Source organism: Micromonospora sp. NPDC049060 (genome assembly GCF_040649055.1).
GTDB classification, from domain to species: domain Bacteria; phylum Actinomycetota; class Actinomycetes; order Mycobacteriales; family Micromonosporaceae; genus Micromonospora; species Micromonospora reichwaldensis.
In genome coordinates this window covers 140038-152697 of the sequence record NZ_JBEZEV010000005.1, presented here as the reverse complement: position 1 = coordinate 152697, position 12660 = coordinate 140038, and the positions used below count along the sequence as shown (strand labels likewise).

At 73.1% G+C, this 12660-nt stretch carries 14 protein-coding genes; 9 read left to right on the top strand and 5 right to left on the bottom strand.

Annotated features, from left to right (window positions below; all coding sequences use genetic code 11):
- Position 1: 1 nt before the first annotated feature.
- Positions 2–757 carry a 2-phosphosulfolactate phosphatase gene (locus AB0B83_RS04465; RefSeq protein WP_311412118.1) on the top strand — a complete coding sequence of 252 codons (756 nt, stop codon included), beginning with the start codon at positions 2–4 and terminating at the stop codon, positions 755–757.
- A 120-nt stretch (positions 758–877) separates the two neighbouring features.
- Here AB0B83_RS04465 and AB0B83_RS04460 read toward each other — a convergent pair whose 3' ends face one another.
- Positions 878–2833: a hypothetical protein gene (locus AB0B83_RS04460; RefSeq protein WP_357576946.1), complete on the bottom strand. Its 1956-nt coding sequence runs from the start codon at positions 2831–2833 to the stop codon at positions 878–880.
- A gap of 160 nt (positions 2834–2993) precedes the next feature.
- Between AB0B83_RS04460 and AB0B83_RS04455 the strand changes: the two genes are divergently transcribed.
- The 5 genes from AB0B83_RS04455 (at position 2994) to amcA (ending at position 7746) form a co-directional block, all read left to right on the top strand.
- The gene (locus AB0B83_RS04455) at positions 2994–3347 is read left to right on the top strand and encodes a sterol carrier family protein (protein WP_225852315.1); all 354 of its coding nucleotides are present in this window, start codon (positions 2994–2996) and stop codon (positions 3345–3347) included.
- A 171-nt stretch (positions 3348–3518) separates the two neighbouring features.
- On the top strand, positions 3519–5057 hold the full coding sequence (gene purF, locus AB0B83_RS04450) for an amidophosphoribosyltransferase (protein ID WP_132235148.1): 1539 nt from the start codon (positions 3519–3521) through the stop codon (positions 5055–5057).
- A 58-nt stretch (positions 5058–5115) separates the two neighbouring features.
- Positions 5116–6270, top strand: a complete 1155-nt coding sequence (gene purM, locus AB0B83_RS04445; RefSeq protein WP_132235146.1) for a phosphoribosylformylglycinamidine cyclo-ligase — start codon at positions 5116–5118, stop codon at positions 6268–6270.
- Positions 6271–6440: 170 nt separating this feature from the next.
- Positions 6441–7544 carry a cyclophane-forming radical SAM peptide maturase AmcB gene (amcB, locus tag AB0B83_RS04440; RefSeq protein WP_357576970.1) on the top strand — a complete coding sequence of 368 codons (1104 nt, stop codon included), beginning with the start codon at positions 6441–6443 and terminating at the stop codon, positions 7542–7544.
- Positions 7513–7746, top strand: a complete 234-nt coding sequence (gene amcA / locus AB0B83_RS04435) for a multiple cyclophane-containing RiPP AmcA (RefSeq protein WP_357576945.1) — start codon at positions 7513–7515, stop codon at positions 7744–7746. The genes amcB and amcA overlap by 32 nt, the downstream gene beginning before the upstream one ends.
- Positions 7747–7889: 143 nt before the next feature.
- Here the strand turns inward: amcA and AB0B83_RS04430 are convergent, their stop codons facing one another.
- Together AB0B83_RS04430 and AB0B83_RS04425 are read right to left on the bottom strand one after the other, a co-directional pair.
- Positions 7890–8105: a DUF3073 domain-containing protein gene (locus AB0B83_RS04430; protein ID WP_089002617.1), complete on the bottom strand. Its 216-nt coding sequence runs from the start codon at positions 8103–8105 to the stop codon at positions 7890–7892.
- Between the two features lie 287 nt (positions 8106–8392).
- The gene (locus tag AB0B83_RS04425) at positions 8393–9475 is read right to left on the bottom strand and encodes a Glu/Leu/Phe/Val dehydrogenase dimerization domain-containing protein (RefSeq protein WP_357576944.1); all 1083 of its coding nucleotides are present in this window, start codon (positions 9473–9475) and stop codon (positions 8393–8395) included.
- A 172-nt stretch (positions 9476–9647) separates the two neighbouring features.
- On the opposite strand from AB0B83_RS04425, the gene AB0B83_RS04420 reads away from it, so the two are divergent.
- Positions 9648–10487: a hypothetical protein gene (locus AB0B83_RS04420; protein WP_327030157.1), complete on the top strand. Its 840-nt coding sequence runs from the start codon at positions 9648–9650 to the stop codon at positions 10485–10487.
- 251 nt (positions 10488–10738) lie between these two features.
- The gene (locus AB0B83_RS04415; protein WP_007073996.1) at positions 10739–10948 is read left to right on the top strand and encodes a BldC family transcriptional regulator; all 210 of its coding nucleotides are present in this window, start codon (positions 10739–10741) and stop codon (positions 10946–10948) included.
- A 101-nt stretch (positions 10949–11049) separates the two neighbouring features.
- Here AB0B83_RS04415 and AB0B83_RS04410 read toward each other — a convergent pair whose 3' ends face one another.
- Positions 11050–11448, bottom strand: a complete 399-nt coding sequence (locus AB0B83_RS04410; protein ID WP_357576943.1) for a PPOX class F420-dependent oxidoreductase — start codon at positions 11446–11448, stop codon at positions 11050–11052.
- Between the two features lie 54 nt (positions 11449–11502).
- On the opposite strand from AB0B83_RS04410, the gene AB0B83_RS04405 reads away from it, so the two are divergent.
- On the top strand, positions 11503–12282 hold the full coding sequence (locus AB0B83_RS04405; protein WP_357576942.1) for a class I SAM-dependent methyltransferase: 780 nt from the start codon (positions 11503–11505) through the stop codon (positions 12280–12282).
- A 73-nt stretch (positions 12283–12355) separates the two neighbouring features.
- On the opposite strand, the gene AB0B83_RS04400 is transcribed toward AB0B83_RS04405, so the two are convergent.
- A complete protein-coding gene (locus tag AB0B83_RS04400) occupies positions 12356–12652 on the bottom strand; it encodes a hypothetical protein (protein ID WP_357576941.1) in 297 nt (98 codons plus the stop codon).
- Positions 12653–12660: the final 8 nt, after the last annotated feature.

The window sequence follows — 12660 nt, the reverse complement described above, 5'->3', positions numbered from 1 at the left end:
GGTGGCCGCGGCCGTCCACGTCCAACCCGGGTCAGGCGCCCGCTTCGACTGGGGGTTGACGGGGGCGGCCGAGCTGGGCCGGGTGTGCGCGGTGCTGGTGGTGGTGGACGTGCTGTCGTTCACCACCGCCGTGGACGTCGCGGTCGGGCGCGGCATGCGGGTGCACCCGTTCCCGTGGGGCGAGCAGGCCGCCGACTACGCGCGGCGCGTCGGCGCGGTCGCGGCGGTGGGCCGCCGGCAGACGACCCCGGAACACCCGTGGTCGCTCTCGTCGGCGGCGCTGACCACCGCACCGGTCGTCGCCGACCTCGTGCTGCCGTCGCCGAACGGCTCGGCGATCAGCGCGGCGGCCAGCGCCACCGGACTGCCGGTGGTCGCGGCCTGCCTGCGTAACGCGCAAGCCGTCGGCCGTTGGCTCGACCAGCAGGGGTACGGTTCGACGGACGCGCCGATCGGCGTGATCGCTTCGGGCGAGCGCTGGCCGGACGGCTCCCTGCGCCCCTGCGTGGAGGACCAGCTCGGGGCGGCATGCGTGCTGGACGCCCTGTCGGGTGTGCCCGGCGGCCTCTCCGTGGAGGCGGCCATGGCCCTCGCCGCGCTCGCCAGCACCCCCGACGTGCCCGCCGCGGTCTGCGGCAGCGTGTCGGGCCGCGAGCTCATCGAGGGCGGCTTCGCTGGGGACGTGGAGGTCGCCGTCCGGGTCGGCGTCTCGGACGTGGTCCCGCTGCTGCGGCAGGGCGTCTTCTCCGCCGCCTGACCTCCCCGCGACCGTACGCCCGACCCGGTCGGGGCGGGCCGGAACGGCGGCGAGGGCCGCCCGGAGATCCGGACGGCCCTCGCCGTGGTGCTGTGTCGTTCGGGGCCAACCCCGAACGGGTCAGTCGTCCAGCCAGTCCAGCCGGCGGCCACCCCGGTCCTGCTGCGGTGGGCCGTCCGGGCGACCGCGACCGGTCTGCGGGTCGTCGTAGCCGCCCGGCTGGCCGTAGCCACCCTGGCCGTAGCCGTCGCGGTCCTCGTAGCCGCCGCGCTGCTGCGGGGGCTCCTGACCGTAGCCGCCCTGGCCGTAGCCGCCCTGGTTGTCGTACGAGGTGGGCTGGTCGTAGCCGCCCGGCTGGCCGTAGCCGCCGCGTGGCGCCGTGGGCTCCTGGCCGCCGTAGCCGCCGGACTGGCCGTAGCCGCCCCGCTCGTAGCCGCCGCCCGGCTGGTTGTAACCGCCGGTCTGCTCGCCGCCCCGGCCGTACGCGCCCGGGTCGGACTGGCCGTAGCCCTGACCCTGCTCCGGCTGGTAGACGCCGGTGGCGTACGGGTCGGCCGGGGCCGGGTACTGGGTGGCGTCGCCGGTGTAGCGGCCGGTCGGCTCGTCGTACCGCTCGCCGTGGCCCCGGCCACCGCCCGCCGGCGGGTAGCCCGCGGCACCCGCCGTGCCGGCCGCGCCTGCCGGAGCGCCGTAGTCGTTGCTGCCGTAGCCGCCGCCGGAGGCGGGCGCGTTGCCGTAGCCGCTCCCGGACGAGGGCGCGTTGCCGTAGCCGCCGCTGCCGTAGCCGCCGCCGGAGGCGGGCGCGTTGCCGTAGCCGGCACCGCCGTAGCCACCCGCGCCGGCCGGCTCGTCGCCGTAGCCGCTGCCGCCCCAGCCCTGCTGGTTGCCCGCCGCGCCGTAGGGCTGCGGGGGAGCGCCGTACGGGTCCGGCGGCACGTCGTCGACCACGGGGCGGTGCATCATCGTGGGGGCGTCGCTGAGCGCGGTGCCGCCCACCATCGTCGGATCCGGCGTGGTGCCGACCCGGTTGACCACCCGGGTCTGGTCGTCCGCGCCCCGGAACGCCCCGCGGGCCGCCGGGACCGCACCGGCCGCGGCGCCCGCCGGGGCGTCGTCGTCGGCCTCGTCGCCGTTGTCCTTGCGCCGCATCAGGAGCAGCACGATGGTGCCGACACCGGCGGCGACGAGCAGGCCGCCGAGCAGGATGATCAGCCAGGAGCCCATGCCGCCGGAGTCCTCGTTGCTGGCGTTGGCCGCCGCGCCCGGGGTCGCCTCGGTGCTCTCCTCGGGCGTCTCCTCGACGGGCTCGTCGGAGGGGAGCGGCTCCTCGCTGGCCGACGGGGTGGGGCTCGGGGTCGTCTCGACCTTGATCGCCAGCGCGATGCGCTGGCCGGTGACGCTCTGCCCGGCGGACGCGTCGAAGCTCTTGGTGGCGTAGACCTCACCGACGCTGGCACCGATGGCGAGCCGGCCGGGCGCGATCGGCTTCTCGCTGCTGCCGGAGAAGCGGAAGTTGCCGTCGTCGTCGCTGATCGTGTCGATCTTCTTGCCGGCGCCGTCCTGGAGCATGACCACGGCGTTCGGCACGGCCTTGCCGTTCGCCTGCACGACCACCTTGCCGGAGACCGACTTGACGGTCTGCGTCTGGGGCGGCTGGGACGGCTGGGCCCGGCCCTTGACGCCGAGCTGGAAGGTGGCGGTGCCGGCGCCGGACTTGTCGCCCTCGGCCGCCACCGTCACGGTGACGTTGGCGTCGCCGGCGTTGTCGCTGGCCCTGATCCGCAGCAGCTGGGACCTCGGCCGGTCGTTGTTGACGTTGATCTCTCCGCAGCCGCCCGCGCAGCTCACGCCGCCCGGCAGGCCGGCGAGGCTGAGCTGGATCTTCTCGTCGCCTTCGCGGGGGGTCACCTGCACGGTGACGGCGGTGTCGCTGCCGGCGTTGACGGTGACCGAGCCGGGCGACACGGTGACGTCCGCGGCCAGGGCTGGTGTGGCGGGGGCGGCGAGCAGAGCGCCGACAACCAGCGCCACGACCACACCGGCCCGCTGCTTCCAGGCACGTCGGTGTGTTGACACGTCCACCGCCCTTCCGGACTGACTTCCCTCGGCGGCGGGGCGCCGGGCCGGGGATCATCACGGTACGAATACGCCGTCGGCAACTATGCCTTGTCTGACCGGATCGGCGCGACCCAGGGCCAGCGTCAGGCGCGGCGCGCTGAAGCCGTATCGTCCCGTCGTGTCCTCTCCGCACACTAAGTCCGCCGCGGTCGCGGCGGCGTTGTCGGCGCTCGACGAGGGGCGTACGCCCGAACGACCGGTCCTCCGGGAGGCGGTCCGTGCCCTGTTGACCGTCCTCGCGGAGCGCGCCCCCGGCCGATCGGTGGAGGTGCGTGTCCCACCTTACGGCGCAGTTCAGTGCGTTCCCGGTCCCCGACACACCCGTGGCACCCCTGCCAACGTCGTCGAGATGGAGCCCGAGACCTGGCTGGCGGTGGCCACCGGACGGCTCGACTGGGCCGACGCGATCACCCAGGGTCGCGTACGGGTGAGCGGAATCCGGGCGGATCTCTCCGCGCACCTGCCGCTCTAGCTGGGGCGATACGCATCGACCGGTCACACCTCGGAGCCGGATCGTGACTTTCTGTATCGACACGGATTCGCGTACACTGTCAGGCGACGACAGTGGTCCCGGCCGAGGAGTGCGGATCCGCCCCCCGCGTGATTCCGCAAGGCCGGTCCAGATCAGCATGAGGGAGCGCAGGTGCCCCGAGGCGACGGCCGGCTGAGCCACGACCTTGATCCCCAACGACCAGGCCCCCAGGACGCGTGCGGCGTCTTCGGCGTCTGGGCGCCCGGGGAGGAGGTCGCCAACCTGACCTACTTCGGGCTCTACGCCCTCCAGCACCGTGGCCAGGAGGCCGCGGGCATCGCGGTCAGCGACGGCTCGGGCGTCGTGGTCTACAAGGACCTCGGCCTGGTCGCCCAGGTCTTCGACGAGCCGACCCTGGCCAGCCTGCGCGGGCACGTGGCGATCGGGCACGCCCGCTACTCGACCACCGGCGGCTCGACGTGGGAGAACGCCCAGCCGACCATCCGGTCCACCACCTCCGGCACCACCATCGCGCTGGCCCACAACGGCAACCTGGTCAACACCGCGGAGCTCCAGCGCGAGGTCGCCGAGCGGGGCCTGGTCGCCGACGGCTCGACAAACGACACCTCCCTGGTGACGATGCTGCTGGCCAGCCGCCCGGACCTGTCGGTCGAGGCGGCGGCGCTGGAGGTGCTGCCGCGGCTGCGGGGCGCGTTCAGCTTCGTGTTCATGGACGAGTCGACCCTCTACGCGGCCCGCGACCCGCACGGCGTACGCCCGCTGGTGCTGGGCCGCCTGGAGCGCGGCTGGGTGGTGGCCAGCGAGACCGCCGCGCTGGACATCGTCGGCGCGAGCGTGGTCCGCGAGGTCGAGCCCGGCGAGCTGATCGCGATCGACGAGGACGGCCTGCGCTCCAGCCGGTTCGCCGCCCCGGAGCCCAAGGGCTGCCTCTTCGAATACGTCTACATCGCCCGCCCGGACGCCACCATCGCCGGCCGCAACGTGCACTCCGCCCGGGTGCAGATCGGCCGCCAGCTGGCCAAGGAGCACCCGGTCGAGGCCGACCTGGTCATCCCGGTGCCGGAGTCCGGCACCCCGGCCGCGATCGGCTACGCCGAGGAGTCGGGCATCACCTACGGCGCCGGCCTGATGAAGAACCCGTACGTCGGGCGCACCTTCATCCAACCGTCGCAGACCCTGCGCCAGCTCGGCATCCGGCTCAAGCTCAACCCGCTGCGGGAGAACGTCCGGGGCAAGCGGCTGGTCGTGGTCGACGACTCGATCGTGCGCGGCAACACCCAGCGGGCGATCGTGCGGATGCTGCGCGAGGCCGGCGCGCTGGAGGTGCACGTGCGCATCTCCTCGCCGCCGGTCAACTGGCCGTGCTTCTACGGCATCGACTTCGCCACCCGCGCCGAGCTGCTGGCCAACGGGCTGGACAACGACGGCATCCGGCGCTCCATCGGGGCGGACACGCTCGGCTACGTGTCGCTCCCGGGCCTGATCGCCGCCACCGAGCAGCCGAAGACCCGGCTGTGCCGTGCGTGCTTCGACGGGGAATACCCGATCGAGCTGCCCGCCGGCAACCTGATCGGCAAGCACGTGCTCGAAGGGGTGGGCCGGCGGGTCGCCGCGCAGGCGGCCGACACCCCGGAGCACACCGCCCCGCTCGTCGCCACTCCGGGCGGCGTGACCACACACCGCCCGTAGCACCACCCGGCGCGGCCCGGCCACCGCCGGCGCGGCGCCAGAACCAAGGGGGAGAACCGTGACGCACGTGTCCGAGCGCAGCGGCGCAGGAAGCAGCCCGTCCGGCGCCGGCGGCGACCGCCAGCCCTGGACGGCCGGCACCGGCCGCCAGGCGCGCAAACGCTCGGTCTCGTACGCGGACGCCGGGGTCTCGATCGAGGCGGGCGACCGCGCGGTCGAGCTGCTCAAGTCGAAGGTGAAGCAGACCCGACGCCCCGAGGTGATGGGCGACCTGGGCGGCTTCGCCGGCCTGTTCCGGCTGGACACGAAGAAGTACAAGAACCCGATCCTGGCCTCGTCCACGGACGGCGTGGGCACCAAGCTGGTGATCGCGCAGCAGATGGACATCCACGACACGGTCGGCATCGACCTGGTCGCGATGGTCGTCGACGACCTGGTGGCCTGCGGCGCCGAGCCGCTCTTCCTGCTCGACTACATCGCCACCGGCGAGGTCGTGCCGGACAAGGTCGCCGAGATCGGCGCCGGCATCGCCGACGGCTGCCGCTACGCCGGCTGCGCCCTGCTGGGCGGCGAGACCGCCGAGCACCCGGGCGTGCTCCGCCCGGACGAGTACGACATCTCGGCCACCGGCGTCGGTGTGGTCGAGGAGAGCGACATCCTCAGCCCGGACCGGGTCGAGGTGGGCGACGTCGTCATCGCGATGCGCTCCTCCGGCCTGCACTCCAACGGCTACTCCCTGGTGCGCCACGTGCTGCTGGGCGCCGGCCGGATGCGGCTCGACGTGGTGATCGACGACTTCGGCCGGCAGCGCACCCTCGGCGAGGAGCTGCTCACCCCGACGAAGATCTACGCGCAGGACTGCCTCAAGCTCATCGCCGAGGCCGAGGTGCGCTCCATCGCCCACGTCACCGGCGGCGGCATCCCCGGCAACCTGGTCCGGGTGCTCCCCGAGCACGTCGACGCGGTCGTCAACCGGTCCACCTGGAAGCCGCAGCCGATCTTCGACCTGATCCAGTCCAAGGGACGGATCGAGGACCCGGAGATGGAGGCGACCTTCAACATGGGCGTCGGCATGTTCGCGATCGTCTCCGCCGAGGACGCGGACCGCGCGCTGGCCACCCTGACGGGCCGGGGCGTCGACGCGTGGCAGGCCGGCGAGATCATCGAGGGCTCCGGCAACGTGCAGATGGTCGGCCAGCACACCCGGGGCTGATCGACTCCCGGTGACCGTACGGGCACCTGATCAGGGCTTCACCCGAGTGGCCGTCGCCGCCTAGCCTGAAGGGCACCCTCAGAGCTGTCGGGGCCGCCCGCCCGGTTTCCCCGACAGCCCTTCAGGCGCGGAGGAGGGCAATGGCTGCTCGGGGACTGTCGTTCAGCGGGATGCGCGGCCTGGCCGCCGTCCCCTCGTACGTGGTCATGCAGCCCACCACCCTGTGCAACCTGGACTGCGCCTACTGCTACCTGCCGTTCCGCGCGGCCGACCGGCGGATGCCGGTGCCGGTGGCCGAGGCGGTGGCCGCGTCGGTCAACCCGTGGGCGGCGGCGGGCCGGTTCTCGGTGGTGTGGCACGGCGGTGAGCCGCTGGCCGCCGGCCGGGAGCACCTGGCCGCGCTGATCGCGCCCTTCGGGCCCGGGGTCGAGCACCACGTGCAGACCAACGCCACGCTGATCGACGACGCCTGGTGCGCGTTCTTCGTCGAGCACGGGGTGCGGGTGAGCGTGAGCGTGGACGGCCCGCGGGAACGCAACGGCGACCGGGTCACCCGGGGCGGCGGTCCCGCGTACGACCGGATCCTGCGCGGGGTGGCGGCGCTGCGCCGGCACGGCCTGCCGTTCTCGGCGCTGGCGGTGGTGGGTCGCCCCGGGCCGGGCCTGGCCACCGAGCTGTACGACTACTTCCTCGACCTGGGCTGTGACGTGCTGGGCGTCAACATCGAGGAGACCGAGGGGGTCAACCTCCGCGACAACTCCCACGACGCGCGGCTGGTGACCGCCTTCTGGGCGGAGCTGGTGGCGGCCTGGCGCCGGGAGCCCCGGATCCACCTGCGCGAGGTCGAGTGGTCGCTGCGGTACGCCGCGGCGGTGCTGGACGGCAGCGCCGACGACCTGCTTCCCCGGCGGTTGGACCCGATCCCGACCGTCGGCCACGACGGCTCGGTGACCGTGCTCTCGCCGGAGCTGGCCGGCTTCACCGATGTCCGGTACGGCGACTTCAGCAGCGGAAACGTGCTGGCCACCCCGCTGGTCGAGATCCTCGCCCACGCGGACCGGACGCCCTGGGTCGGCGAGTTCCTCGCCGGCGTCGAGGCGTGCCGTGCGTCCTGCCCCTACTTCGGGTTCTGCGGCGGCGGCCACGCGGCCAACCGCTACTTCGAACAGGGGCGTTTCGACGGTACGCAGACCGCGCACTGCCGCAACAGCAAGATCCACTTACTGGAGGGAGTGTTGGAGCATGCCCGAGACCACCAGTCACCGGCATCCTGACCGGAGGGCGGACACCCCGGACGAGGTCGCCGACCGGGTGCGGGAAGCCGCGCCGGGACTCACCGCACTCCTCCACGAGGCCGAGGCCGCGCGGCGACTACGGGCCGAGGTGGCGGGCGGCGACGGCGCGAGCGCCGTGTGCGCCTGGAACCACTTCGAGAACATCCCGACGTTCTACAACTGGAACAACCGTCCCCGCTGAGACAGACCGTGATCAGGGACCTGCCGATCGTCCGGAAGGCTCTCCGGGCGGGGCAGGTCCCTGATCGTCGGTCTTGGCGCCGCTTCGATGGGCACATGCGTGAGCACGCGGGCGATCACCGCGTGCTCAGCTGCTACCGGAGGTCAGCGGGGCGGACGTACCCAGGGATCCGGGTCTTCGTCCGCGTGATCCTCATCATCGTCGTCGACATACTCTTTGTAGTCGTCGTCGAAGTTGTGCTCAGACTTACCAGCACCCGCCAGTTCGCGCTGCAAGGCGGTGAGGTCGGTGTTCGGGGAGTGGTACTTCAACTCCCGGGCCACCTTCGTCTGCTTGGCCTTAGCACGGCCGCGCCCCATGGCTCGACCCCCTCGCACAGAATGCGGGGCAGCCCGAAGGCGGGCCCCGATGACGTCAGGCATCTCTCGTGGCTCTTACGGTACATGGGGATGCCACCGTTCGGCACCTCGGGTTACCGTCGACCGACACCGCGCGTCGCGGTCATCCGGCCGTCACCGATTGTACCCGGTAAGGAGCGGCGTCGGGAGCGCCCATGACACCGGGCAGAGCCATGCGAAACCACCCTAACGGGACGGGCCACCCGCCGGGGCCGGGGGCGGAACGACCGCTCCGCCCCCGAGGGCGCTCAGCGCAGGTGGATCGTGCGCAGCCGGCCGACGTCGGCCATCCGCCGCTCCGCCAGCCGGTCCGCCGCCACGGCCGGCGGCACGCCCTCGGCATCGGCCAGTCGCAGGATCTCCCGGGTGGTGTCGTAGATCCGGGTCGCGCGCAGCTTGGCCCGGTCGAAGTTGAAGCCCTCGATCTCGTCCGCCACCTGGATCACGCCGCCGGCGTTCACGACGTAGTCCGGGGCGTAGAGGATGCCGCGGTCGGCGAGGAGCTTCTCGATGCCGGAGTGGGCGAGCTGGTTGTTGGCCGCGCCGGCGACCACCTTGGCGCGTAGCGCCGGCACCGTGTCGTCGTTGAGCGCGCCGCCCAGGGCGCACGGGGCGTACACGTCGATGTCGGCGGCGACCAGCGCGGCGGCGTCGTCGACCAGCGCGACCTGCGGGTGGGTGGCGCGCGCCCACTCCAGGGCCTTCGGGTTGACGTCGGTCGCCACCACCTCGGCGCCGTCGTCGATCAGGTGGCCGACGAGGTACTTGCCGACCTTGCCCAGGCCCGCCACGCCGACCCGCCGGCCGGCGAGGGTCGGTGCGCCCCAGACGTGCTCGGCCGCGGCCCGCATGCCCTGGAACACGCCCCAGGCGGTGAGGATCGAGGAGTCGCCGGCGCCGCCGTGCTCGACGCTGCGGCCCGTGACGTACGAGGTCTCGCGGGCGATCACGTCCATGTCGGCGACGTAGGTGCCGACGTCGCAGGCGGTGTAGTAGCGCCCGGCGAGGGACTCCACGAAGCGGCCGTACGCGCGCAGCAGCGCCTCGCTCTTGATCCGCTCGGGGTCACCCCAGATGACCGCCTTGCCGCCGCCCAGGTCCAGCCCGGCGAGGGCGTTCTTGTAGGCCATGCCCCGGGAGAGGTCGAGCACGTCGGCGAGGGCGTCGGACTCGCTGGCGTACGGGTAGAACCGGGTCCCACCGAGCGCGGGGCCGAGCGCGGTGGAGTAGATGCCGATGATCGCCTTGAGGCCGGTCTGCTTGTCCTGGCAGAACACGACCTGTTCGTGACCGCTGGACCCCGGGTCTTCGGTGGTGGCGAATACGCCCATGACTCGCTCCTGGTGTGGGGTGCGCCCTTGTGGGACGCGGACCGGTGGACCGCCGGCGGGATGCTGCCGGTGCCGCTGAGCCTAGTATCGGCCGACGCCGTCCGGCCGCCCACGGCACGCGTGATCGCGCTGCCGACGACGGCCGAGTTCCAATTCGTGGGAGGATCGCGCCGTGCCGTCGCTCTTCGCTTCATACCTGCGCGTGTACGAGCCGCTGACCGCCTTCGACCGGGACCGCCAGGCGTACTGGCGGCGCTACGTCGAGCAGGGGCGGGCGGTGGCACCGGTGGAGGGGCCGGGCCGGCAACGGACGTCGGTGCTGGAGGCGCTCGGCGCCGGCTGGACCCGGCTGCCCGACCTGCCGGACGAGGCGTACGTCCTGGAGACCGACGAGGCCCTGCTGGTCTGCCCGTGGAACCTGCGCATCCGGGTGGCCGAGGCGGCGTTGAACGCGCGCGACGGGGTGCCGCCGGTGCTGGCCGACGCGTTCGTGCCGCCGGTGCTCGCCGGGCAGGCGAAGGCCGTGGTGGAGGACTGGCGCAGCGGGGCGCGGGTGCTGGAGCACGGCGTGCCGCGCGTGCACGAGCAGATCGCCACGTGGGGCGTACCGCTGCGCTGGTTCGTGCTCTTCGGCCCGGAGGAACGGCACCACGTGACCCACCCCGGGCGACGGGCGCTGCACTACCGGACGGAGATCTCCAAGGCGCGGCGGCGTTCGTCGCGGGCCCTGTCGGTGCTGCGCAAGTCGATCGGCGACGCGCCGATCACGGAGGCGGTCGAGGAGGCCGCCCGCTGGCTGGAGGAGTTCCACCCCCGTTCGATGGTGGAGCTGGACTACGGCGGCCTGGTCGAGCTGCTCTCGGACGAGACGCTGGCCGCCGACGACTCGCCCCAGCTGGTGGCGAGCGGCCTCGCCGGGCTGTCCCGGGGCGAGGCGGAGGAGGCCTCGGCGGCGTACGACAAGCTGGTCGCGCGCTGGCGGGCGATCCAGTTGCTGGAACGGTGCAACTGAGGCGAAAACGCCCATAACCTGCTCCGAAGCCGAGGCGAGTTCGTAGTCGACGCATCACGAACCGTGATCATGAGTCCGAATAAGGTACTTTCTGCCGTGTAAAAGTCGCATAAATCGGGCATGGTTCATCCGTCCGTCTAGGGACGTTCGGCCGTTCGGCCCATGTCGGACATCGGGGACTAGCCGGACCATGGGAGACGCGTCGACCGGCGGGACCCCGGCCGATGTCTATACATGTGGAGGAGTGACCGATGGCATCGCGAACGCACGAACCAGAGCCGCTACTCACACCGGCCGAGGTGGCGTCGATGTTCCGTGTCGACCCGAAGACGGTGACCCGGTGGGCAAAGGCGGGCAAGCTCAGCGCCATCCGCACGCTGGGTGGACACCGTCGGTACCGGGAGTCGGAGGTCAGGGCCCTGTTGCAGGGACAGATCCCCCAGCAGCGCCAGGGGGACTGACCGACCGGGATACAAACGGGTGTGAACGGAGGGCGGCGGACATGGTCCGCCGCCCTCCGTCGTGTCCGGACCCCGCCCGCGTACGGACGGCGGGCGCGGGATCAGGCGCCGGCCGGCGGCCGGTCCGCGAGGACGACCCGGATGCCGACCGTGCCGCTCCCGCCGCGCCGCAGGCGGCTGCCGAGCAGGCTGAGCCGGCCGATCATCCGGTACTTCTGCTTGATCAGCTCACGCACCCGCCGGGTGCCGGCCGCGTCGCAGAGGGTCGCGTGGGCGGCGACCGCCTCGCCGTGCGGGCGGCCCCGGACGTCGCAGGGGGCCACCGTGACGTCGCCGCTGCGTCGGATCCGCTTCACCTTGCCGGCGTCCGCCGCCGACCACACCCAGAGCGCGTCGCCGTCGCGCACCGCCCAGACCGGGGTCGGCACCGCCCGACCGTCCTTGCGGAACGTCGTGAGCAGGATGTACTTCTCCGCGCCGAGGCGGTCCAGGGTGGTCACCCCGCCAGGATACGGCCGGTGCGGCTGACTGACCGGCCGGATAGCGTGAAGCCCGTGACGGGACAGCCACGGATCGGTGACGTGTTCGGGGAGATGCTGCGCGACGCGTACGCCGTGGCCACCGGGGTCGGGCCCCGCCCGCTGGCCGGCGGGCGGCTGCCGCGACCGGTCATCGAGATCATCGAGCGGGACGACGGGCTCATCAACGGCGCCCCTGCCGCGCACTACCTGGACGGGCCGGCCGACTGGCAGCCGTACGACCACCGGGCGGTGGACCGGGTCCGGGGCGCGACCCTGGACGTCGGCGTCGGGGCGGGGCGGATCGCGCTGCTGCTCCAGGAACGGGGCGTGCCCGTCACCGGGCTGGACACCTCGGCCGGGGCGCTGGCCGTCTGCCGCCGCCGGGGCGTACGCGACCTGGTGCACGGCACCGTCGACGCGCACGTGGCGGACGGCCGCCGCTACGACACGTTCCTGCTGCTGGGCAACAACGTGGGCCTGCTGGAGGGCCGGGAACGCGGGCCGGCTCTGCTGGCCGCGTTGGCGGCACTGGCCCGGCCGGGAGCACAGGTCATCGCCCACGGCACCGACCCGTACGGCACCCGGGACCCGGTCCACACGGGCTACCACGAGCGCAACCGGCGTCGGGGCCGGTTCGGTGGGCAGCTCCGGCTCCGGCTGCGCTACCGGGAACTGGGCACCGAGTGGTTCGACTACCTGGTCTGCTCCCCGGACGAGCTGGCCGAGCTGGTCCGGGGCAGCGGCTGGCGACTGACCGACGTGGACGATCGGGACGCGCCGTACTACCTGGCCACCCTGCGCCTCGCCGGCTGACGACCGGCCCCGGCCGCGGGCCCCCCGACGCCGACGCCGGATTCCCGCCGGACGCGGGAACCCGGCGCGGGTGTCAGACCTGGATGGTCGGGGGGAGCTGCTCGGGCGGCAGGCCGCCGTCGCCGTCGACCACCTCGTCCGGGGTGCCGTCCTCGTCGAGGTCGACCATCGTGATGTCCACCTTGCCGTCCCCGTCGGTGTCGAACTGGAACAGGTCGGGCTTGCCGTCCCCGTCGGTGTCGGCCACCCAGACGTCGGTGCGGCCGTCGTTGTTGGTGTCGGCGCGCAGCAGGTCGACCCGCTCGTCCCCGCGGGTCTCCACGGTCTCCGCCGCGTCCGCGGCGTGCACGGTCTCCGGTGCCTGGCTCATCTGGGCCG

Excerpts from the sequence above, each read along its gene's own strand:
- AB0B83_RS04425 (WP_357576944.1), bottom strand. The coding sequence starts at position 9,475 with ATGGGCGTATTCGCCACCACCGAAGACCCGGGGTCCAGCGGTCACGAA.
- amcB (WP_357576970.1), top strand. The coding sequence starts at position 6,441 with ATGCGCGGCCTGGCCGCCGTCCCCTCGTACGTGGTCATGCAGCCCACC.
- AB0B83_RS04415 (WP_007073996.1), top strand. The coding sequence starts at position 10,739 with ATGGCATCGCGAACGCACGAACCAGAGCCGCTACTCACACCGGCCGAG.
- AB0B83_RS04400 (WP_357576941.1), bottom strand. The coding sequence starts at position 12,652 with ATGAGCCAGGCACCGGAGACCGTGCACGCCGCGGACGCGGCGGAGACC.
- amcA (WP_357576945.1), top strand. The coding sequence starts at position 7,513 with ATGCCCGAGACCACCAGTCACCGGCATCCTGACCGGAGGGCGGACACC.
- AB0B83_RS04430 (WP_089002617.1), bottom strand. The coding sequence starts at position 8,105 with ATGGGGCGCGGCCGTGCTAAGGCCAAGCAGACGAAGGTGGCCCGGGAG.